The sequence below is a fragment of the Lysobacter sp. yr284 genome, assembly GCF_900107375.1.
Taxonomy (GTDB): Bacteria; Pseudomonadota; Gammaproteobacteria; order Xanthomonadales; family Xanthomonadaceae; genus Lysobacter.
The window spans coordinates 42713-64343 of the sequence record NZ_FNPT01000023.1 but is presented as its reverse complement, the minus strand read 5'-3'; the positions used below and the strand labels follow the sequence as shown (position 1 = coordinate 64343).

General features: G+C 71.4%; 13 protein-coding genes. 7 read left to right on the top strand and 6 right to left on the bottom strand.

Annotation, left to right across the window (positions count from 1 at the left end; all coding sequences use genetic code 11):
• Nucleotides 1-166: 166 nt before the first annotated feature.
• Nucleotides 167-2284, bottom strand: a complete 2118-nt coding sequence (locus tag BLV01_RS22030; RefSeq protein ID WP_091805199.1) for a hypothetical protein — start codon at nucleotides 2282-2284, stop codon at nucleotides 167-169.
• 334 nt (nucleotides 2285-2618) lie between these two features.
• Between BLV01_RS22030 and BLV01_RS26650 the strand changes: the two genes are divergently transcribed.
• The 6 genes from BLV01_RS26650 (at nucleotide 2619) to BLV01_RS22000 (ending at nucleotide 10319) form a co-directional block, all read left to right on the top strand.
• The gene (locus tag BLV01_RS26650; protein ID WP_217633569.1) at nucleotides 2619-4595 is read left to right on the top strand and encodes an N-acetylmuramoyl-L-alanine amidase; all 1977 of its coding nucleotides are present in this window, start codon (nucleotides 2619-2621) and stop codon (nucleotides 4593-4595) included.
• A 157-nt stretch (nucleotides 4596-4752) separates the two neighbouring features.
• Nucleotides 4753-6873, top strand: a complete 2121-nt coding sequence (locus BLV01_RS22020; protein ID WP_091805196.1) for a SpoIID/LytB domain-containing protein — start codon at nucleotides 4753-4755, stop codon at nucleotides 6871-6873.
• 55 nt (nucleotides 6874-6928) lie between these two features.
• Complete coding sequence (locus tag BLV01_RS22015; protein WP_217633568.1) at nucleotides 6929-7705, top strand: M23 family metallopeptidase; 777 nt, start codon at nucleotides 6929-6931, stop codon at nucleotides 7703-7705.
• 353 nt (nucleotides 7706-8058) lie between these two features.
• Nucleotides 8059-8994, top strand: a complete 936-nt coding sequence (locus BLV01_RS22010) for a HEAT repeat domain-containing protein (RefSeq protein ID WP_091805190.1) — start codon at nucleotides 8059-8061, stop codon at nucleotides 8992-8994.
• Between the two features lie 396 nt (nucleotides 8995-9390).
• Nucleotides 9391-9600 (top strand): cold-shock protein, encoded by a 210-nt coding sequence (locus BLV01_RS22005; RefSeq protein WP_057949247.1) that lies wholly within the window; start codon nucleotides 9391-9393, stop codon nucleotides 9598-9600.
• Between the two features lie 176 nt (nucleotides 9601-9776).
• Nucleotides 9777-10319 carry a DUF6630 family protein gene (locus BLV01_RS22000; RefSeq protein ID WP_091805221.1) on the top strand — a complete coding sequence of 181 codons (543 nt, stop codon included), beginning with the start codon at nucleotides 9777-9779 and terminating at the stop codon, nucleotides 10317-10319.
• A 157-nt stretch (nucleotides 10320-10476) separates the two neighbouring features.
• On the opposite strand, the gene BLV01_RS21995 is transcribed toward BLV01_RS22000, so the two are convergent.
• The 5 genes from BLV01_RS21995 to BLV01_RS21975 all read right to left on the bottom strand — a co-directional run bounded on the left by BLV01_RS21995 (nucleotide 10477) and on the right by BLV01_RS21975 (nucleotide 20472).
• Complete coding sequence (locus BLV01_RS21995; RefSeq protein WP_091805187.1) at nucleotides 10477-11484, bottom strand: glycosyltransferase; 1008 nt, start codon at nucleotides 11482-11484, stop codon at nucleotides 10477-10479.
• Nucleotides 11481-12809, bottom strand: a complete 1329-nt coding sequence (locus BLV01_RS21990) for a condensation domain-containing protein (RefSeq protein ID WP_091805184.1) — start codon at nucleotides 12807-12809, stop codon at nucleotides 11481-11483. The genes BLV01_RS21995 and BLV01_RS21990 overlap by 4 nt, the downstream gene beginning before the upstream one ends.
• Before the next feature lie 92 nt (nucleotides 12810-12901).
• Complete coding sequence (locus tag BLV01_RS21985; protein WP_091805181.1) at nucleotides 12902-14506, bottom strand: N-acetylmuramoyl-L-alanine amidase; 1605 nt, start codon at nucleotides 14504-14506, stop codon at nucleotides 12902-12904.
• Between the two features lie 378 nt (nucleotides 14507-14884).
• The gene (locus BLV01_RS21980; RefSeq protein ID WP_091805178.1) at nucleotides 14885-16156 is read right to left on the bottom strand and encodes an MFS transporter; all 1272 of its coding nucleotides are present in this window, start codon (nucleotides 16154-16156) and stop codon (nucleotides 14885-14887) included.
• 383 nt (nucleotides 16157-16539) lie between these two features.
• Nucleotides 16540-20472 (bottom strand): M48 family metallopeptidase, encoded by a 3933-nt coding sequence (locus BLV01_RS21975; RefSeq protein ID WP_091805218.1) that lies wholly within the window; start codon nucleotides 20470-20472, stop codon nucleotides 16540-16542.
• A gap of 380 nt (nucleotides 20473-20852) precedes the next feature.
• Here BLV01_RS21975 and BLV01_RS21970 point away from each other — a divergent pair, with 380 nt between their 5' ends.
• A complete protein-coding gene (locus BLV01_RS21970) occupies nucleotides 20853-21527 on the top strand; it encodes a DsbA family oxidoreductase (protein WP_091805175.1) in 675 nt (224 codons plus the stop codon).
• Nucleotides 21528-21631: the final 104 nt, after the last annotated feature.

The following is a 21631-nucleotide window of genomic DNA, read 5'->3' as shown; positions in this document are numbered from 1 at the left end:
GCGCGAGCTGCGACCGCGGAGCGTCCGCTCGCGTCGTAAGTTGCGCCGTAGCTGCGTTGTCGCGGTCGCGGCTCGCGCCGCTCCTACAAGGGGCCTTCGCTGCGCCGGTAAACGAAAACGCCCGGCATGCCGGGCGTTTTCATGGCGATCCCCTGGGCGCGCGACCTCAGCCGGCGTCCTTCAGAGTGAAGGTGCCCGGCAGTGCGGTGTCGCGCTGGTCGCCCCACATCATCATCGACACGAAGTCCTCGCAGCCCGACTGGCCGCGGCGCGAGATCGCCGCGAACACCTCGTCCGGGGTCTTGGCGATGGCGATCTGTTCGCTCAGGTCGTTCGGGAACGGCGTGATCCGGCCCGAATCCAGGTCGCGCAGGCGTTCGGCGCCGTGCTGCTCGCCGCCGATGTTGCCCACGCTCTCGCGGGCGCGATCGCGCAGCGCCATCAGGTCCTTGTCGCTGAACTCGAACTGCAGGTGCTGGTCGCCGTCGAACTTCTTGTTGAGCTCGCCGGGGTGGTAGGACGAGTTGAAGTACGAGGCCGCCGCGTCGCTGGTGTTGGGCAGCACCAGCGTCCACTGGGTCGAGTTCTCGACCGGCTTGCCGTCGGCGCCGACCTGGAACTGCACGTCGGTGGTCTGGCCCATCGACTGGTAGCTGTTGGTCTGGTCGACCGTGCCGTCCTGCCAGACGTTGCGGGTGATGGTGAGCTGGCTGCTGTTGCCGATGCCCATCGACACCGGGCCCAGGTCGATGCCCAGGCGCGCGGCGTGCTCGGCGTTGAACACTTCGGTGGTGCCCGAGCGCTGCACGCCCGGCGGGTTCCAGTCCGGCACCTTGCCGCCGCTCATGAACGCCTGGTAGGCGTCGCGGCCTTCCTGGGTGGACAGGTCGATCCGCGCGGTGTTGAGCGAGCGGGTCTCGCTGCTGGTCTCCACGCTCAGGCCGATCGAGTACGAGCCGACCTTGCCCAGGCCGAACATGGTCGCGTTCTCGACCGTGTCCATCGGCCCGGCATAGACCTCGACCACCGAGCTGTCGAGCTTGCGCACGCCGAAGCCGGCGCCTTCGAGTTCGGTGTGGGTGCCGCCGATGCCGACATAGGACTTGTAGTTGAGAGCGAAGTCCGAGCCGGTCAGGTTCTGCCCGCGCATCAGCACCGAGGTGCCCTCGGGCATCGCCAGCGGGTCGAGCGGATTGGGCATGCCGCTCATGTCGCCCTGGTCGAGCTTGGCGCCCTGCTCGGGCGTCACCGTGGCCTCGTAGCTCAGCCGGGTGCCTTCGACCTCCATGTAGTGGCCGAGCACCGGCGGCGCCTTGAGCGCGGCCTTGAGCAGCTTGGAATTGTCGACCAGCTCCTTGACCCCGTCGGGCACCTGGTTGAAGCGGTCGGCGTACTTGTAGAGCTTCTGCAGCGGCGTCTTCGCCACTTCCACCCCGGCTTCGGTGTGCAGCTGCACCGAGGCCTTGAACTGCTGGGTCTGCTGGAAGTCCACGCCGGTCTGCACGTCCGACAGCTCGACCTTGCCCTCGGCGACGACATCGGCCTTGAGCTGCGGCGAGACCACGCCCGGCGTGCCGATGCCGGCGACCGGGGTGCTGTAGGTGACCGACATGCCGGGATTGATCGCGTACGACAGCACGTCGCCGGGCATCAGCTTGAGCAGTTCGTAGCTGGAGGCGACCTGTTCCGGCGTCGGCTGGTCGGGCAACTGCACGCCGAGGGTTTCCAGCGCGCCGCGTACGGTCGGGAAGTCGAGCTTGGCGACTTCGCTGGGCTTGGCGTCGCCGCTGTTGGTCAGGTAGGCCGGCACGTCGGTCGGCTTGTCGGTGGCTTCCGTCACGATGCGCTGCAATTCCTTGACATAGGGATTGCTGTCGAACGCGTCGCGCGACTGTTGGTACTCGTAGTTGGCGGTGGCGCCGTTGAGGCCGCTGTCGCGGAAGTCCTCGAGCTTGGGCTCCATCCGGTCCAGCGCCGCCTGCGCTTCGGTGCGGCGGGTGGTGTTGAACTCGCTCACGCGCGGCTGGTAGATCGAGTTGTAGACCTGCGAGGGCATGCTCGAAGACAAGTCGCTGTTCTTCGGCAGCGGCAGGCCGTGGATCGCGCGCACCGCTTCTTCCGGGGTCTTGGCGTCCTGCGGTGGGGGAGCCGGCGGCGGGGGCGGCGGCGGCGGAGGTTCCGGCGCCGGCGCCGCCTGCGGCTTGGCGGCGTCGAGGATCGCCTGCCGGTCTTCCGGCGGCAGGTTGCGCAGGAGCTGGTAGTTGACGCCTTCGATGCCGCTCATCGCTGGAATTCCCCTGGGTTGGCGGACGCGCCCGGCGTCCAGGCGGCCAAGATAAGAGCGCCCGTTCAGCTCTGAAACTAGGGGCGACCCTAGACCGTCGCGTCCGCCGTCGCGGCAACCGCGCCTTCGCTCGCCGCCGCGACGCCATGACGCGCCGCACCAGCGGCTGCGCTGCGGCGCGGCCATGGATTCGCCGCAGCGCGCACTCGCCGGGTGACTGGCGTCGCGGAACCGAACACTGCCCGCGCAAACCGCGGCGGCCAGCACTTGCGCGACAAACAAATGCAGTACAAGAGCGGCGCGGGAATTTTTAATTCTCTCGGGGATAAACAACATGAACGAATATTCCGTAACCCGGCGCGCGCGCCGGCGGCCGCTGTCGCGCGCGCTTTCGGGCCGCGCGTCGTCGGCGAATTCGCTGTCGTCCTTGTCGCTGGCGCTGCTGATCGCCTGCGGCTTCGCCGGCGCCGCTCACGCCGATGCGCGTGCGGGCGCCGCGCCGCAAGACCCGGCGTTGGCCCAGCGCCTGCGCCTGGAAGAATCGCTGTCGCGGATCGACCGCCAGCTCTACGCCGGCTACTTCCGCCAGGCCTATGCGCGCTATCCGTCGATCCCGGCCGGCACGCTGGAAGCGGTGGCCTACGTCACCACGCGCTGGCAGCACCTGCAGCCCGACGCCGCCGGCTACGGCGAGCAGCACCAGCACATGCCGCGCGCCTACGGCGTCATGGGCCTGTACCACGGCGAAGGCTTCGCCGACCAGGCCGGCGAGGGCGCGCGCCTGCTCGGCGTGCCGGCGCAGCGGGTGCTGCGCGATCCGGCCAGCAACATCCTCGCCGCCGCCGCCTTGCTCGACCGCGAATTGCGCGCCGACGCGGTGAACGCGAAATCGCCGGTGGAAGCCACCCGCGCCGCGCTGGAACGTTACGCCGGCTTCGCGCCTTCCGCCGGCGCCGCGGCCAAGAGCGCGGTGCAGTCGCACGCGCGCGCCAGCTTCGCCTTCGACGTGCTGTCGGCGCAGGACAAGGGCGTCAACGACCGCGGCATCGTCGTGCCCGCGCGCGCGGTGGCCTGGGAACGCGCGTTCGACGCGCCGGCGCTGCTGCGCCTGCGCGCGCCGTTCGTACGCCTGGACGTCGCCGCCGACAAGGTCGAGGCGCTCGGCGCCGACGGCGGCTGGCGCATCGATCCGCTCGACGAGACCCTGCGCGCGCCGGCCGGCTCGCGCAGCGAAGTCGCTGCGGCGGCGGAAAAGAGCACCGACTACCCGCCGGCATTGTGGGTGGCCTCGCCGTACCACTCCACGCGCACGTCGTACGACTCGGTCACCATCCACACGATGCAGGGCTACTACGCCGGCAGCATCTCGTGGTTCCAGAACAATCCCAACAGCGTCAGCGCGCACTACCTGATCCGCAGCTCCGACGGCCAGATCACCCAGATGGTGCGCGAGAACCGCGCGGCCCACCACGTCGGCGTGCACAACAAGACCACGCTCGGCATCGAGCACGAAGGCTTCATCGCCAACGCCAGCTGGTACACGGCGGCGATGTACAACGCCTCGGCCGCGCTGACCCGGCACTTCTGCGCGACCTACAGCGCGATCGGCTGCGCCAGCGCGTTCAAGGGCCCGGGCGGCACCGGCATCAACGTGCTGCCGGCCAGCGTCAAGGTCAAAGGCCACCAGCACTACAGCAGCCAGACCCACACCGACCCGGGCCAGTATTGGGATTGGGCCCGCTACTACAACCTGCTCAACCCGGGCACGCCTGGCGGCGGCAGTGTGATCGACAGCTTCGAAAGCTCGGTCGGCCATTTCGACAGCGCGCCGGCGTATTCGGGCAGCACCACCGGCATCTCCGCCGCTTCGCTGGCCGAACGCAACTGCACCACGCGCAAGAACGGCGAATGCTCGCTGCGGGTGTTGCTCAAGGACGACGCCGCAAGTTCCAACGCATGGGCGGTGCGCCTGCTGTCCGGCGGCGGCAACCCGGGCAGCAACGCGGCGTTGACCCGCGCCGGCGGCAAGGTCGGCGTCTGGGTCTATACCGGCGCCAGCGGCGTGAGCGCGGCGATCGGCATCGACGACAGCGACGGCACCGAGCGCTCGGTCGCGCGCGCGATTCCGGTCAACACCTGGACTTACCTGGAATGGCGCCTGGACGACGACGCCCAATGGGACGCCTGGGTTGGCGGCGCCAACGGCGCGATCACCGCGGCTACGGTCAAGCTCGACGCGGTGTGGCTGTACCGCGACCAGACCGCGTTCGACGTCAACGTGTACCTCGACGACGTGCAAACGAAGAACTGAGCGCCCCGCGCGCAGGCCGCAATCCCGCGGCGGCCTGCGCGCCGGCTCTCGGCGACGATTCGCAACCGGGCTTGCGCCGTTGCGGGAGGGCCTTCAAGCCCGACGCTGTCCGCTCCGCCCAGGCCGAACCCGCAGACCCGCGCCACGGGGAATCCGCATGAACGATCCGCACTCATCGCCGCCGCGCCGCGCGCCGACCTGGTTGGCGGTGCTCGCGCTGCTGCTCGCCGGCACCGTCTTCGCTCACTGGCTGCGCGAACGCGCCGCCGCCAGCGCGCCGGCCGTCGCGTCCGCCACGCCGGCGTCGCCGCCGGCGGCCGCCGCCGGTTCCGGCGACCGCCTGCTGCGCATCCGCGTGCGCGACAGCGTCGACGGCGGCGCGCTCGACGCCAACCTCAGCATCCACCCGCTCGACGACGGCGCGCGCGTGCGCGCGCTCGCTACCGATCCCGGCGTACGCGGCGCGCGCAGCGCGGCCCTGGCCGCAGGCGAATACGAACTGCGCATCGGCGCCGCGGGCCACCAGCGCCTGAGCGCGCGCGTGCGCATCGACGCCGCGCAACCCTTGCCGCTGACGGTGTGGCTGCCGCCGACGGTGTCGTCCGACGCGCTCGACCGGCTCGCGCTCAAGGCCGCGGCCTGCGCGCGCTGCGCCGTGTTCGCCGGCCGCGTGTTCGACGCCGCCAGCGGCGCGCCGCTGGCCGGCGCGACGGTGCGCAGCAGCCAGGGCGGCCGCGCGCGCAGCGACCGCGACGGCTATTTCGAACTGTCCGCGCAGTTGCCGGCCCAGACGGCCGCCGCGGAGGCCTTGCCGGCCACCGTGGACCTGACCGTCGAAGCGCCCGGCCATCGCGGCCGCGAACTCGCCGGCCTGCCGCTGCTCAACGACGCGCGCAGCTTGATCGTCGATCTCGAACCCGGCCAGGGCCTGATCCGCAGCGACCGCCGCCACGTGCAGCAGCGCGCCCGCGCCAGCGCCGACCTGCAACGGCCGATGCCGGCCGCCGACGCCGCGAGCGCTGCTGCGAGCGCGTACGACCCGGCGCAACCGGCGACAGTCGCGCGCGCGCAGCGCCTGGCCGCGCAGTCGGCCAACGTACCGGTGCCGGCCAGCATCCGCGTCGGCACCAACTGCTCCGGGCGCTCGTGCAGTTCGATGTCGGTGTACGCCTTCGAGGACTACGTCGGCCGCGGCCTCGACGAAGAATGGATCGCCTCGTGGAACCCGCAATCGCTCGCCGCCGGCGCGGTCGCCTACCGCAGTTACGCCGCGTACTACGTCGCCCATCCGGTCAACAGCCGCTACGACATCTGCGCCAGCACCTCGTGCCAGGCCTTCGACGGCGACAGCGTGTCGGCCACCGTCGCCGCCGCCGCGGCCACCCGCGGCGTGGTCCTGACCCGCGACGGCGCCAGCGCCGCCTTCAGCGAATACTCGTCGGAGAACAACGCCTGGGACGATCCGTCCGACGGGCTGTCCTGCGTCAACACCGACCTGAGCTGCGGCAACGGCCGCAACGGCTCGCCGCGCAACGGCTGGCCGTGTCTGTCCGACGAGGTCGGCCGCGGCCGCGGCTGCTTCGGCCACGGCCGCGGCATGAGCCAGTGGGGCACCCAGCGCTGGGCGGCGAACAACGGCCGCGACTGGCGCTGGATCGCCAACCACTACTTCAACGGCAACAACGCCCCCGGCGGCCAGCGCAACGCCTACCTCGCCAACGACGGCGCCGGTCCGGGCCCGGGCGCGGTGGTGCTGGAAGACTTCGAAACCGGCGTCGGCCGCTTCGACAGCGCGCCGACTTACTCGGGCAGCACGGTCGGGATCTCGACCGCCTCGCTGGCGCAGCGCGACTGCGCCACCCGCCGCAACGGCGCGTGTTCGCTGCGGGTGCTGCTCAAGGACGATCCGAATGTCGCCACGGCCTGGTCGGTGCGGCTGCTCTCCGGCGGCGGCACCCCGGCCAACAACGTCGAGTTGATCCGCGCCGGCGGCAAGGTCGGCCTGTGGATCTACACCGGCGGCAGCGGCCTGCGCGCCGCGTTGAGCATCGACGACAGCGACGGCACCGAGCGCAGCGTCGAACGCGCGATCCCCGCCAACCAGTGGACGTACCTGGAATGGACGCTCGGCGACGATGCGCAATGGAACGCCTGGGCCGGCGCCAGCAACGGCCGCATCGACGCTGCCGGCGTGCGCCTGGACGCGGTCTGGCTGCTGCGCGAGCAGACCGGCTTCGACGTCAACCTCTACCTCGACGATGTGCAGATCGTGCACTGACCTTCGCCACCACCGCGCCGCCCCTTCGGCGGCCGCCCAACCAGGAGCCGCACCCGTGAACGTCCGACGCAATCGCTTCCGTACCCGCAGCGCGCTGGCGCTGCTGGCCTTCGCCTCGCTGTTCGGCAGCGCCGCGCAGGCCGCACCGACCTTCCAGATGCCGTTCCCCTGCGGCCAGGTCTGGGAGGGCCAGACCCGCACCAACCACAGCCCGCAGAACTCTGTGGACTTCAACCGCGCCAACGACGAAGGCGACACCGTCGTCGCCGCCGCGGCCGGCACCGTCAGCGTGGTGCGCAACCTCGGCAGCACCAGTTACGGCAAGTACGTGGTGATCGACCACGGCGGCGGCTGGAGCACGCTGTACGCGCACTTGAACTCGTACTCGGTCTCGGTCGGCCAGAACGTGGCGATCGGCAAGTCCATCGGCACCGTCGGCAGCACCGGCGGCTCGACCGGCCCGCACCTGCACTTCGAAGAGCGCCTCAACGGCGCGGCGCAGAAGATCAAGTTCAACGGCGCGCAGATCGCCTACTGGGGCAGCGGCAGCTACACCAGCCGCAATTCCTGCGGCGGCAGCGGCGGCGCGACCGGAACGGTCGGCACCAACGGCACGCCGCTCAACGTGCGCTCCGGCCCCGGCACCACGTATTCCGTCGTCGGCAGCCTGGCCAATGGCGCCAAGGTCACGATCCAGTGCCAGACCACGGGTACCTCGGTCAGCGGCACCTACGGCACCAGCAACATCTGGAACCGGATCGGCAGCGGCCGCTTCATCCCCGACGCCTATACCTACACCGGCTCGGACGGTCGGGTGGCGCCGAACTGTTGACGGCGCGCCGCGCTGCTTGACCAGGCGCAGCACCGCGCCGGCGCCCGCTTGGTTCGCGAAGCGGGCGCCGGTTGCGTTCGGCGAAAGCCGGAAATCCTCGGGCCGTCCCGGCGGCGAGCGTCGGAATCCGCGATCCGGCGCATTGCCGCAAACGCTCGGATCGACGACCCCGTTACTACGGCGAACGCTGGAACCCGCGCCCCGTCGCAACGAGAGACGCCGGAACCGATGAGCCCGTCATTGCGGCGAAAGCCGGAATCCATGTCGATCGGGCGCCTGCGGGATCCCGCGAAACCCGACGCTTCCGCCGCCAGCCGCTATCCTGCCCCCATGCGCCCGCGCCGCCACTTCGCATGAACCTCAAGCAGGCCCTGCCGATCGCCCTGGTCTCCGCCGCGATCGGCGCGCTCGCCGGCGGCGCCTACGTGCACCACCGCGATCGCGCCGGCCCCGCGCCGCTCGCCGTGCGCGCGGACGCCGCGCCCGCCGCCGCAGCACGCGACGACTCCGGCGACCACGGCCGCGCCGAAGCCGGCTCGCCGTACCCGCGCTACCTCGCCCTCGGCAACGGCGCCCCGGCCAGCTTCGAAGCGCTGCGCAAGCGCGCGGCCTCCGATCCGGCGTTCCTGCAGGACCTGCTGCAGCGCCTGCGCAACGATCCCCAGCCCGACGCGCGCGGCGAACTGCTGGCGCTGCTGCAGGCGGTGGGCGGCGAGGACGTACTGCGCTACGCGCTGTCGCTGGCCGCCAGCACCCGCGCCCAGGACGAGCGCGCCGGGCTCGACCTGCTCGGCAGCTACTCGCTGGAGCGCGCCGAGGTGCGCGAGGCGTTGCTGGCGAAACTGCGCGCCGGCGGCGATGCCCAGCGCGAGGTCGAACTGATCCGGCTGCTGACCCCGGCCGCGGTCGCCGACGAGGACGCCGCGCCGGTGGCCGCGCAACTGGCGCTGCTGGCGCGCGATCCCGATCCGGAAGTGCGCGCCGAGGCGGTGTTCCAACTGGCGCAATGGGCCGAACCCGGCCAGGCCGAAGACGCGCTGCACCGCGCCCTGCTCGATCCGGCCGCGGCGGTGCGCAGCAAGGCGATCAACGCCGTGGCCGGCTCGCACGCGCGCAGCGAGCGGCTCAAGGACGCGTTGCTGGCGATCGCCGCCGACCCGGCCAGCGCGCCCGGCGACCGCGGCGCGGCCGCGCTGGCGCTGCAGGACTTCCGCCTCAGCCGCGCCGAGTACGCGATCTGGAAGCGCGCCCAGGCCCGCGCCGACGCCGAGAACGGCGAGGGCGGCTGAACCGCCCGGCGGGCGCGGATCGATCGGATTCGCAGCCGCGGCGTGACCGCCGGCAAAGAAAGGCACACGCCCGCGACTTTTTGGCTGAACGGGGCTTTCGAACCGTATACGCAGAAAAATCCATCAAAATCAACCGGCTAGCCGGATGGTCGGGGTCGCGAAGGCGAATTCAGCCAGGCGCGACCGACGAAAACCTGCTTCGGACCGATTGATTTTCGTTGCGCAGGCCACTACGGTGTGCGTGCTGAGTTAGTCAAGGGTCACCGTAGGTCGTGACCCGATGCCGTAGATCGTCGATCCATAGATCCACTCCATCGTCCCACGCTTCCTCCTTGCGACCAGCTCCAACGCCGCGAAAGCGGTACTTCAACATTATGTTTCAAGGAGTTAGCAAACATGGCTGATCGCGAGACCGGCACTGTCAAGTGGTTCAACGATGCCAAGGGCTTCGGCTTCATCTCCCGCGAGAGCGGCGACGATGTGTTCGTGCACTTCCGCGCCATCCTCGGCAACGGCTTCAAGAGCCTGCAGGAAGGTCAGAAGGTGTCCTTCATCGTGACCCAGGGCCAGAAGGGCCTGCAGGCCGATCAGGTGCAGCCGCTGTAAGCGGCCCGCCTGCCAAGGCACTGCTCTAAGCAGTTCGAAAAGCCCGGCGCAAGCCGGGCTTTTCTTTTGCGCGTCCGCCGGGCCCGCCGCCATCGCGCAGCCGGCCGGCCGCGTACTTTCCTTTGTCCGCCGCCGGCGCGACCATGGTGCGCCCGATCCTGCGAGCGCCTGCGATGCTGCCCGACAACGAGTCCGACTACGAAGACGACGGCCACGACTTCGCCAGCGACGACGGCGAGGAGCTCGACGACGAGGCCCTGGTCTGGCAGCTGTTGCTGCTGATCAACCCCGGCGACGAGGACACCGCGCTGCAGCAGTTCGCCCGCTACCGCGAAGCGCGCGAGGAAGGCGGCGACGAGGACGAGCCGGTCGACACCGTGCGCGAGGCGATCGACTGGGTGTCCGGGTTCTACGTCGACTGGAAGGACACGCCGAGCTTCGTCGATGTGATCGACCAGCTCGCCGCGCGCTGGAGCCTGCGCATCGACTGGGGCGTGGAAGACCCGTCCGACGAGGACTTCCTCGACGGCGTGGACGTGCCCGAACTGATGTCCATCGCCTACGACCGCCTGCGCGAGCACGGCTATACGCTGTGGAACTACGACACCGGCGGCGACGCGTACGCGGGCTGGATCGCGCTGCGGCGCGACGACGAGAACATGAAGGCGGTGGCGAGAGGGCTGGGGATCGACGTGCAGCCGGCCAACGAGGCGTTCTGAGATTCGCCTGGGCTGAGACGACAGCGTCGGGCCTGAAGGCCCTCCCACAAGTGCTCGCCGGCCTGCGCCGACGGGGCAGAACCCGCGCCAGCGCGAGGGCCCGCTTTTGTGGGAGGGCCTTCAGGCCCGACGCTCTCCTTTCGGACGCGGCGAACCCTCAATGCTTGCAGAACGCCGCCACCCGTGGATGCCGCTGCTCGAACGTGCCGAGCTTGCCGAACAATCCATCGACGTAACCCACCGCGATCGCCACCACCTTGCGCAGCTTGTGCTCCTCGCACACCAGCACGCAGGCGACCTGGTGCAGGGTCAGCAGTTCGATCAGCCAGTGGATCGACCAGCGCGAGGCGTTGGAGCGCAGCGCGTGCACTGCGTTGCGCGAGGCGTAATAGCGGCGCCAGGCGACGTGGTTGCTGGTCGAGAAGATTCCGCGTTTGACGTACTGGCCGACCTGCTGGCGCATCTCCACCGCGGCGTTGACCAGCACCGGCACGCCGTTGCGGGTCGCGCGCAGGCCGTATTCGATGTCGACGTACTCGATGAAGTAGTCCTCGCGGAATTCGCCGATGCGCGCGAACGCCGCTGCCGACATCGCCGAGCCGGAGGAGATCACGAACAGCGTCGGCACCAAGCCGTCGCGGCGGTCGTCGATGCGCTCGGGCTTGGGCATGCGCGGCTGCGGCGCGAACACCGGCAGGTAGCGGCCCAGGTTCACCTCGAACACTTTGGGCCCGACGATGAAGGCCTCGCCGTCTATGCGCGCGCGCGCGCAGGCGCGCATCATGCCGTCGAAGAAGTCCGCGCCCAGCTGCGAGTCCTGGTCGAGCAGGAACACCACCTCGCGCCCGGCCGCGTACAGCGCGGCGGCACCGCGGTTGTAGGCGCCGGAGATGCCGCCGCGGTTGCCGTTGTGCAGGACCTCGATGCCGCGCGCGCGCAGCCGCGCGTGCAGCGCCGCGTCGGCCTGCGGCGAGTTGTCGACCGCGATCAGATGGCGGCAGGCGGCGCGCACGCGTTCGAGGTGGTCGACGTGCTCGGGCTGGGGTTGCCACAGCACCACCACCGCGCCGTACGCGTCGGGGTCGGCCGGCGCGGTCGCACCGGACGGGCCGTCGGCGCGGTCGGCGGGTTCGTCGTCCACGCGCGGGAAACCGGCGTCGTTCATGCCGCTTCCTGCAACGGCGGGGCGTCCGCGGCCGGCGCATGCGAGCGCTCGCGCAGCAGGCCCATGGCGATCGCGCGCACGCGCTCGACCTGTTCGCGCGACAGCGATGCGGTGTCGCAGGTGAACACGAAGTCCAACTCGCCCGCGTACCCCGAACTCAGCACCGCGGTGGTGCTGCGCCACGGCAGGCGCGCGGTCGGGCTGTAGACGGTCTCGACGCGGAAGCCTGGGTAGTCCTGCGGGATGTCGATGCGGCCGATGTTGGAGATGGTGGTGTCGAACTTGTCCAGGTCCGAGCGGCGCTCGGCGACGAACTGGGCGAAGATCGAATGCATCATCTCCAGGCCGATGAAGTATTCGTGCACGTTGCGGCTCATGCGCTCGACCTTCTGGTTGAGCCGGCCCTTGAACGCGCGCGCCTGCTCCCAGAACGCGGCATCGTCCACGCGCTCGGGCGGCAGTTCCTTGTCGAGCGGGACGATCGCGCCGGGCGAGGCCGCGAACAGCTGGTCGGGCAGGATCAGCGGCAGGAACTTGCGCACGTCCACTGGCGCGAAGATCTTGCCGGTCGCAGCCGCGCCCTTGACCGTGCGGAAGGCCAGCGAGAACGCCACCGACATCGCCGCGAACACGGTCACGCCCTCGGCCTTGGCGCGCGCGGCCAGCGCGGCGGTGTCCTCGCGCGGGAGCTTCCAGTGCAGCACGAAGAACTCGCCCTGCGGTACCGGCGGTCGCCTGCGCCGCAGCGAGAAGAACAGGCGGAACGCCAGCGCCTTCCACGCGGCGCTGCGGCGCACGCGGCGGTCGTTCAGCACCTGCGGCGGCAGGATGTCGGCGAGCGCGTTGAAGCCGGTGTGGGTGCCGATGTCCAGTTGCGGATCGGCGCACAGCGCCAGGATCTCGCGCAGCAGGGTCAGCATCGACATGCCGTCGCAGATCACGTGGTGGCAGGCCAGCAGCAGCTCGCCGACCTCGCCCTGGGCGTCGCTGCCGCGCACCCAGGTCAGCCGGATCAGCGGCGCGCGCGCGCTGTCGAAGCGGGTCTCGCGCTCGATGTGCGACTGGCGCTGCCATTCCTCGGCGTCGATGCGCTCGGCGATGCGCAGCGGGATCGGCGCGGGATCGTCCTCGCGCACGATGGTCGGCGGGTCGCCGTCCTCGATCGAGCAGCGCAGCATCGGGTGCTTGCGCTGGACCCGGTCGAGCGCGGCGCGCAGCCGCTGCGGTTCGATCGCGCCGCGCACGCGCGCGGCCTGGACGATGGTGAAGGTGGAGTCGCGATCCACGTACATGACGCGTTCGCACAGCATCATCTTGCGTTTCATCGGGAGGGCTCGTGTGGGGAGATGGAAGCGTCTTGGGGTGGGGCCCTCACCCCAACCCCTCTCCCGTCGCCGGGAGAGGGGCGTTGCCGCGGTCAGCAGTCGGGAATGACGGCGCCGGCGTTGTCGCGGGCCTCGTCGTTGCCCCAGCGGCTGAGGTAGTAGGCCGAGACCCAGGCGCCGGCCGGGCCGACGTCGAGGTCGGTCTTGAGCCAGTAGTGGTTGTAGGACGCGCCGTTGCGCACTTCCTCGCCCCAGGCCTTGCAGTAGACGTAGTTGGTGCCCTGGTTGAGCGTGCCGACCGGGGTCAGCGTCGACGGCCACTTGTAGCCGGTGGCGTTGGCGAAGGTGTCGACCCAATACTTGCCCGGCGGGTTCGGGTTGCCGCCGCCGCCGTTGATCAGGTTGTAGTAGTTCGCCCACGGGAAGTACTTGCCCGGGTCGTAGCGGTTCTCGTTGCCCGAGAGCATGCCGTGGCCCTTGACCCGCACGCTGTCGGGAACCAGGTGGAAGGTGTCGTAGCCCGGCCCTTTCCAGGCGCTGGCGCAGTTGACGCCGCGGCGCGCGCAGATGCTCTTGGTCAGCCGCGCGGACGCGTTGACCATCGCCGCCGACCAGTTGCCGGCATCGGCGGCGCGGCCGTCGTGCTCGATGCCGACGGTGTAGTAGTTATGGTTCTTGGCGTGCCAGGCCTGGTGGTACTCGCGCACCATCTGGGTGATCTGGCCGTCCGACTTGCGGATCAGGTAATGCGCGGAGACCTGCGCGCTGGGGTTCTGGAACCACGAGATCGAGCCCGCGTACGAGCCCTCCATGGTGTGCATGATCACCGCGCTGGCCTGGTTGGAGGCGGTGCTGTAGTTGCTGGCGCTGGCCGGGTTCCAGATCGCCTCGCCGAAGTCGACCGCCTTGGCGCCGACGTCGGTGGCCGGCATCGCCGCGCGCGCGATGTCCTGGCTCAACGCGGGGTTCAGTCGCACGCTGTCGTCGGCGGCGTCGAGCAGCAGCGCCGGCGCGCGCAGCTTGCGCAGCTGCGCCGGGTCGAAGGCGCGCTCCAGCCGCAGCGGTTGCGGCGCGATCTTCACCCCTTGCGCATCCACGCCGTGTTGCAGCGTCTGCAGCACGCCGTAGGCGAAGCTCTGCCGTGCGTAGTCGGCGATGCCGCCGTTGCTGGCGCCGTAGCCGGCGTAGCGCGCGAGCGCGGCGGCCATGTCTTCGGGCTGGGCCAGCGCGCGGCTGCGCTTGTCGGCTTGGTTCGCGCCGAGCGCGCGGTCGAGCAGGGCGGCGGCGGCGAGGATGTTGCTTTCCGGATCGTCGATCACCTGTTGCGCGGTGCGGCCGGTGAGGCGCGCGCCTTCGCCGACCTGGTCGGCGAAACCGCCGCCGTGGTACAGGCCCATGACGCCGTAGGAGCGCGGCATGTGCAGGTCCTTGGGGTCCTGCGCCTGCGGGCGCGCGTGCACCCAGTTGGTCTCGCTGTAGGCGATGGCCTCCAGCGCGCCGGCGGGCAGGTTGGGGTAGCGCGCGTAGGCGCGGCGGAAGTATTCGGGATAGGCCGCGCGCGCGACCTGCGCGGCGACGGTGGCGTTGGCGCGATCCAGTTCCAGGCGCAGCGCGGCCGCATCGGGCGTGGCGGCGGCGTTCAGCGAACCCAGCAACAAGACGCCGCCGAGGGCTGCGGCGAGGGTGTGCGAATGCATCGGACGATCTCCTTCGGACGCGGCCGCAGGCGGACGCGTGTTGGCATGGCAAGCATGGATCCCGTGCGTTCATTGTCTTGAGCGGGCAGGCGCGTTACGTGATCGCCTGCCGGAAACCGTCGCGAGATGACACGGCGATCTGTGCCCGCGTTTCCATATCCGGCGTTTGATCGCGCGCACGCTTGTCGGTTCACGCTGGTGAACGCGCATGCGAGGGTGGAACGATGCGGTCGCGCCGCGCGCGACGCTGCGCACGCCTGCGGTGGCGCGCGCAATGCGATGTGTGTTGGATCGCGACGAAGACGCGTTCGCGCGAACGCGATGCCGCTCAGGACGATGCTGCGCAGGCGCCGCGCGCCAACGCGCGCGGCATCGGGCTTACCAGCTGTCTTCGAGGTAACGCGGCCGGCAGGCCAGGCGCCCGCCGACGATCAGCACCAGCAGGCAGCCGCCGAGCATCGCGAACGGCCACACCCAGCCGTGGCTGATCTCGTGCAGCCAGCCGAACATCAGCGGGCCCAGGCAGCTGAGCGTGTAGCCCAGGCCCTGCATGAAGCCCGACAGCGCGGCCGAGCCGGCCGGCGTGCGCGTGCGCAGGTTGATCAGGGTCAGCGCCAGCGGAAAGGTGCTCGGGCCCAGGCCGATCAGGGCGACCCACAGGAAGGTGCCGTGCATCGGCGCCAGCAACAGGCCGGCGAAGCCGCCGAGGTAGCACAGCACGCAGGCCAGCACGATCGGGAACGGATTGGCGATGCGCACCGCCAGCGCCGGCATGGTCAGCGCGCTGATCATGCCCAGGGTCGAGAACAGCGCCACCATCGCCCCGCCCAGCGCGGGGCTGCCGCCGGCTTCGACCAGCAGCTTGGGCAGCCAGGTGAACATCGAATAGGTCACCAGCGAGGTCATGCCGAACATCAACGTCATGCCCCAGGCCACCGGCGAGCGCCAGACCTTGCCGCGCGCGGCGGCGGCCGGCAGTTCCGGCGCCGCGTCGCCGCCGGCGACCGCGCGGTCGTGGGCCTGGGCGAGCGCGCGCGCCTGCGCCGAACGGCCGCGCGCTTCCATCCACAGCACGCTGATCCACGGCAGCGCCGCGGCTACGGCGACCAGCGACCACGAGGCCAGCGAGATCCGCCAGCCGGCCGCCTGCGCCAGCGGCACCGCGGCCAAGGCGGGCAGGATCGTGCCGAGTTGCAGCACGGTGATGTAGGCGGTGCTGACGGCGCCGACGCGGTCGCCGAAGTAGCGCTTCACCAGCGGCGGCAGCACCACGTTGCCGATGCCCATGCCGGCCAGCGCCACCGCGTTGGCGGCGAGCAGTTGCCAGGTGTCGCCGACGAAGCCGCGCGCGAGCAGGCCCAGCGCCGCCACCGCCATCGCCAGCAGCGCCGCGCGCTCCAGGCCGATGCGATGGGCCAGCGCGGGGGTGGCCACGCCGAACAGCGCGAACGCGGCGGTGGGGGCCATGCCGAACACGCCGGTCATGGTCGCGCCGAAGCCGAATTCGCGACCGAGCGCGTCCAGCAGCGGGGTCAGCGAGGTCACTGCGGTGCGCAGGGTGAACGCCGACAACACGATGCCGGCCAGGACCCAGGCGCGTCCCTGCCAGAGCGGGCGGACGGCGGAAGCGGAGACGGCGGTAGCGCTCATGGCGGGATCGAGGTCGGCGGATGGACGTGCGGATACGGCCGACGGCGCGGCCGCGAGGCTGCGCAGGGCGCGGGAAGCGTCGTTGGTTCGGCGCGCCGCTGGGCGCGCGCTCGGGGGAATGCGGGGCGATGCGGGAAAAACTCGGCTGACAGTGTGGCCACTGGGCGCGATGCGCGCCAGCACCGGTGCGGCAACGGTCAGTTGCGGCAAAGTCGCCAGCCCTGCGCTGGCGGCGCGGGCCACGGGCGTTGCGCTGTCGTTCGCGGCCGGTGGCCGCCATGGGTAGCCGGGTCGTCGTGCGCGGCGTGCGGCGGCGACGCGCGCGCTCGCACGCCGCGTCGGGGAGCGCGGGGCGCGGCCGCGACGGCCGCGCCCCGCGCGGTTCAGCCGAAGTACGGCCGCTCGGCCGAGAACAGCAGGCGCTTGGCGGCTTCGCGCCAGGCCTGCGGACACTCGCGGCCGAGCATCACCACCGCGGTGCTGTAGGCGATGCCGCGCGAGCGCGGATTGATCTTGCCCAGCGCGCGCTCGGCCTCGGCCGTGGCGCCGGCGCCGCCGCGGCGCACCGCGTCGAAGAACGCGGCGATCTTGGCCGAGTCCTCGGGATCGGCGCGCATCGCCTCCGCGCGCCGCTGCGAGGCGCCGGCATCGTGCTCGCGTTCGGCCAGCGCCGCCAGCGCCCAGGCGCTGGCCAGCTCCGGCTCGGCGGCGCCCGGTTGCTGCAGCGCCTGCGCCACCATCTGCGCCGGCGCGCCGTCGGAGGCGGCGGCCATGCGCAGCATGTGCGCGCGCTGCTCCGGCGAGGCCTTGGACGCGTCCAGCGCCGCGGCCAGGTCGCCGGACTTCAGCGCGACGTAGGCCCAGGTCGGCGATTGCCGCGGGATCGAGCCCTGCTCGATCGCCAGCAGCGTCTTGAGCTGGTTGGAGTCGTCGGCCGGCAACCGCGCCGACTCGCCTTCGATCGCGCGTTGCGCGCGCGCGGCCTCCAGGCCCATCCATTCCGCCATCTGCGGCAGCTTCGCCGCCTGCCGCAGCAACGGCAGCGCCTGCCGCCACTGCGCGCGTTCGTTGGCGTCGAAGCCGGCGGCCATCGAGAACCAGGCATGCTCGGGCCAGCGCGCATGGCCGTCGGCGAAGGCGCGGTCGCGGGCGTCGTCGTCGGGCGCGCAGCGCACCGCGATGTAGCGCAGGTCCGCCGACGCGGGCGTGCGTTCGGACAGCGCGCGATGGCGCGCGCAGACCTCGGCGTAGCCCGGCTGGCCCTTGGCCGCTTCCTGCTCGGCGCGCAGCGCCATCACCTCGGTCGGCGCACGGCGCAGGCGTTCGCCGATCAGCCGGGCGAAGTCCGGCGATTGCGCGGCACGCGCCAGCCACTCGCCCAGGTAGCGCGAATCGCTGGCGTCCCAGTGCGCGTGGGCGGCGATCAGCGCGCGCTTCTCGTCGTCGTCGCGGGCCAGTTCCAGTTGGTCCGACGGCGACAGATCGGCGAAGCCCTGCAGCACCCGGCGGGTGCCGCCGTTGCCCTTGCCGCTGATCCGCTCCGGCGGCGTCTCGAACACGTAGTCGGCGGTGGAGGCGGTCCAGCGCGGCGTGCCGAGCTTGTTCTCGGGCCGCTCGCCGGCGGAGCCGTAGACCGCGGTCCACTCCACCAGCGGCGTGGCCGAGGCGATGTTGTAGACGAAGTGCGAGGCGTGGCTGGGGCCGTCGCTGTCGAATTCCTCGATGGTCGCGCCGTCGGCGGTGCGCGCGACCACGTGGTGGCGGCCGCCGTCTTCCAGTTCGATGGTGGCGTGCTGCAGCGGCGCCAGTTCGAGGGTCTTGCCGTCGATCTCCACGCGCATGGCCTGGGCCAGGCCGTTGATCACGGTCAGCTTGGCCATGCCGACCGAGGCGCCGACGAACAGCACCGCGCCGACGATGCCGCCGGCCGCGGCCACGCGCGACAGCGACGGCACCAGGCCGTCGGCGGTCTGGAAGCGGTCCCACCAGCCGAGCTTGGTCTGGTGCTTGCGGCCGTTGCCGGGCTTGAGGCGGGTGTAGTCGCGCGGCGCCGCGGCGGCCGCGTCGTCGGCCGGCGGCGCGGGGTGCGCAGAGTCCGCGGCGCTGTCGGCGGCGACCCGCTCGGCGAGCGCGGCGTCGAACACCGCTTGCTCGGCGGCGTCGCGCGCGACCGCGGCGATCGTCGCCGGCGCGGCCGGGCGCGATGCGGTCGCGTCGTCGTCGGCGGCGGCGGTGGCCGCCGCGGGCGCGGCGGCGATCGCGGCCGGCGCCGGGGTGCCGTCGCGCGCGCCGGTGCGCAGGCTGTGCGCGACCTCGTCCTCGGTCGCCAGCAACGACTCCAGCGCCGCGCTGCGCAACGCGGCCAGCGGGCCCACGGTGCCGCGCACCCAGGTGTCGATCGCGCCGAGCCATTGCTGGATGTTGTCGCGGTCGGCCGCCGGCAGCTTGAATTCGCCCAGCGCCGTGGCCCAGTCGCTCGCGCCCAGGCGTTCGCCGATGCGGCGGTCCAGGCGCACCTGCGCGGCGTGCGCGTAGAGCGTGTCCAGGGTGCGGTGCAACTGGTTGGCCGAGGCCACCAGGCGGTTGAGTTCGTCGGAGGACACCCGGCGGTCGGCGGTCACCACCTCGTAGGTGTTGACCAGCAGGCTGTTGGCGTCCTGCAGGTCGGCGTGGCTGTGGTCGGCGTAGTGCAGCACCGCCAGTTGCCCGCGCAGCAGCGCCTCCCACGGCCCGCCGAGCGCGCGCGCGGCGGCCAGGTGCAGGCTGCGGCAGCGGCGATCGTGCTCGCGCACCTGCGTGCGCAGCGGCGCCAGTTCGGCGTCGAGTTCGGCCAGCACCTTGGGCAGTTGCTTGGCCGGCAGTTCCTCGCCGCGCCAGCGCACCACCCCGCCGGGCGCGCGCAGATGGCCGGCCTGCAGCGCTTCCAGGGTGGCGCGCTCGGCCTCGAGTTCGCGCAGGCGCTCCAGCGCCTGGCCGTGCTCGTGCGGGTACAGGCCGTCGAGCTTGGCGGCGAGCGCGGCGTCGCCGGCGATCGCGTCGTACAGCTCGTCGGGGCGGTCGTAGTCGCGCACGATCGAACGGCCCAGGTAGGTGCCGCGGAAGCGGCGGTCCAGGGTCAGGTCGTCGAACTCGCGGTCCAGCCGCTGCAGGCTGTCGGCGACCGGCACCGCCGGCAGCGGTTCGGCGGTGTCGATCATCTCGCGCGACATCCGCTCCTTCAGCGCCTGCGCGTCGCGCAGCAGGCCCATCGCCGGGCGCGGGTCGATCGGGCAGGCGACGTAGCTGCGCTTGATGTTGCGCTCGCGGTCGCTGTTGGCCGGATGGGTGGACCACATCTGCGGCGGCTGCGCCAGCTCGCTCTTGAACACGCGGTGCTGCTCGCGGCCGGCGCCCGGCAACTGCGGCGGCTCGCCGTATTCGGCGTCGGCGAACACCCGGCGCAGGAGTTCGATCGTGCGCGTCTGCACCGCGAACAGGTCGGCGACCGGGCGCTGGGCGGCGTATTCGCGGTTGGCGAAGTCCAGGGTGCGGGTCCAGGCGTCGTCGGCGGCGCCGAGGCGGTGCAGGGCGTGGACCAGCGCGTCGCTGCCGGTCAGCGAGCAGGCGACCAGGTCGGCCTGGTATTCCATCTCGCGCGACAGCGCGCGCTGCGCCAGCACCACCAGCCGGAACACCATCTCCACCAGCGAGCGGATCGACCACACCACCAGCGACAGCAGCCAGCCGACCCAGGCCACGCGCAGGTCGAAGCGCGACAGCCCGCGCAGGAAATCGTCGAAGGCATCGCGCTTGGCGATGATGTGCGCGGCGATCTGCTGGGCCACGTAGACCCAGCGGCCGACCGCCATGGTGCGTTGGGCGAAATGGCCGAACTCGTGCGCCAGCACCGCCTTGAGCTCGCCCAGGTTGAGCACGTTGACCAGGGCCAGGCCGATTTCCAGGTTCTTCTTCGACGGCACGATCAAGTTGAGCAGGGACAGGTCGTAGAACACCCCGGCGTTGACCCGCGGCGACACGAACACCCGGTGCGGGCGCGGCGCGCCGGCCTCGTCGGCGAGCCGGTGCAGGAACGCGAACAGCTCGGGCTGGTCGGCCGGCTTGAGCTCCATGTCCTCGCCGCCGGCGCCGCGGCGCTTGAACACCAGCGCCTTGGCCATGAACAGGCACAGGAACGCGGCGCAGGCGCCGGTGAGGCCGTTGCCGATCAGGTTGCCGCCGTCGCCCTGGACCAGCGCGGCGAACAGCCGCCAGGCGGTCCAGCCGAACCAGACCAGCAGGGCGAAGTAGATGGCGACGAAGCCGAGCAGGCCGAGCATGGCCAGCCAGGCGTGGCGGCGGTAGGCGGCGCTGGGCGCAGTCAGTTGCGCGGGCACGGACGCAGGTCCGGCCGGATACATCGAGTCCATGTGGTCCCCATCAGAACGTTGCGACGTTGAGCGTCGGCGCGGTGCGCGCCGCGATCGGCGTCCCGGCCCGCCCGTGCGGGCGCCCCGGCCGGTGCCGCGGCTATTTTGCGCAGATTTCTGTGACCGGGTCATCAGTGTGCGGCGGGCCGCGCGCGGCCGTCCGTCGCCGCCGGCCGGCGGCGCGGTGGAACGCACCGATCCGCCGATGGCCGCGCTGCGCGCTTGATGGCGGCGGGCCGCGGCCGCATGGTCTGGGGATTCCCGAATTGCGCGCAGCGCGGAGCCAGGCCATGAGTTCGTCCCCCTCGATCCCGAAGGTCAAGATCGATTTCGTTTCCGACGTGGTCTGCCCGTGGTGCGCGGTCGGCCTGAACGCGCTGGAGCAGGCCATCGCCCGGCTCGACGGCGAGGTCGAGGTCGAGCTGCGCTTCCAGCCGTTCGAGCTCAACCCGCAGATGGCCCCGGAGGGCGAGAGCATCGACGAGCACCTGGCGCACAAGTACGGCCTGGGCGCCGAGCAACTGGCGAGCAACCGCGAAGCGCTGCGCCAGCGCGGCGCGGCGCTCGGCTTCGCGTTCGGCGATCGCGACCGCATCTACAACACCTTCGACGCCCACCGCCTGCTGCACTGGGCCGGCACCCAGGGCGCGGACGCCGAGCGCGCGCTCAAGCATGCGTTGCTGAAGGCCTACTTCACCGACGGCCGCGACGTGTCCTCGCGCGAGGTGCTGGCGGCGGTCGCCGGCGAGACCGGCCTGGATGCGCAGCGCGCCCGCTCCGTGCTGGATTCGGACGAGTACGCGCAGGACGTGCGCCAGCAGGAGCGGTTCTACCAGGAAGCCGGGATCAGCGCGGTGCCGTCGGTGATCATCAACGACCGCCACCTGATCCAGGGCGGCCAGCCGGTGGAGCAGTTCGAAGCGGCGCTGCGGCAGATCGCGGCGCAGGGCGGCGCGCGGGGGTGATGCTTCGCGGCGGCGTCGCGTCGCGCTGATTCGCAACGGATACAGCGCGATAACGACGGCATCGCGGCGAGCGGTGCCGTCGTTTTTCTTTGTACGCGCCGTGC

Bases quoted from the DNA above. Each gene is read 5' to 3' on its own strand.
- BLV01_RS22030 (WP_091805199.1), bottom strand. From the start codon at position 2,284: ATGAGCGGCATCGAAGGCGTCAACTACCAGCTCCTGCGCAACCTGCCG.
- BLV01_RS26650 (WP_217633569.1), top strand. From the start codon at position 2,619: ATGAACGAATATTCCGTAACCCGGCGCGCGCGCCGGCGGCCGCTGTCG.
- BLV01_RS22020 (WP_091805196.1), top strand. From the start codon at position 4,753: ATGAACGATCCGCACTCATCGCCGCCGCGCCGCGCGCCGACCTGGTTG.
- BLV01_RS22010 (WP_091805190.1), top strand. From the start codon at position 8,059: ATGAACCTCAAGCAGGCCCTGCCGATCGCCCTGGTCTCCGCCGCGATC.
- BLV01_RS22005 (WP_057949247.1), top strand. From the start codon at position 9,391: ATGGCTGATCGCGAGACCGGCACTGTCAAGTGGTTCAACGATGCCAAG.
- BLV01_RS21995 (WP_091805187.1), bottom strand. From the start codon at position 11,484: ATGAACGACGCCGGTTTCCCGCGCGTGGACGACGAACCCGCCGACCGC.
- BLV01_RS21990 (WP_091805184.1), bottom strand. From the start codon at position 12,809: ATGAAACGCAAGATGATGCTGTGCGAACGCGTCATGTACGTGGATCGC.
- BLV01_RS21985 (WP_091805181.1), bottom strand. From the start codon at position 14,506: ATGCATTCGCACACCCTCGCCGCAGCCCTCGGCGGCGTCTTGTTGCTG.
- BLV01_RS21980 (WP_091805178.1), bottom strand. From the start codon at position 16,156: ATGAGCGCTACCGCCGTCTCCGCTTCCGCCGTCCGCCCGCTCTGGCAG.
- BLV01_RS21975 (WP_091805218.1), bottom strand. From the start codon at position 20,472: ATGCTCGGCCTGCTCGGCTTCGTCGCCATCTACTTCGCCCTGCTGGTC.
- BLV01_RS21970 (WP_091805175.1), top strand. From the start codon at position 20,853: ATGAGTTCGTCCCCCTCGATCCCGAAGGTCAAGATCGATTTCGTTTCC.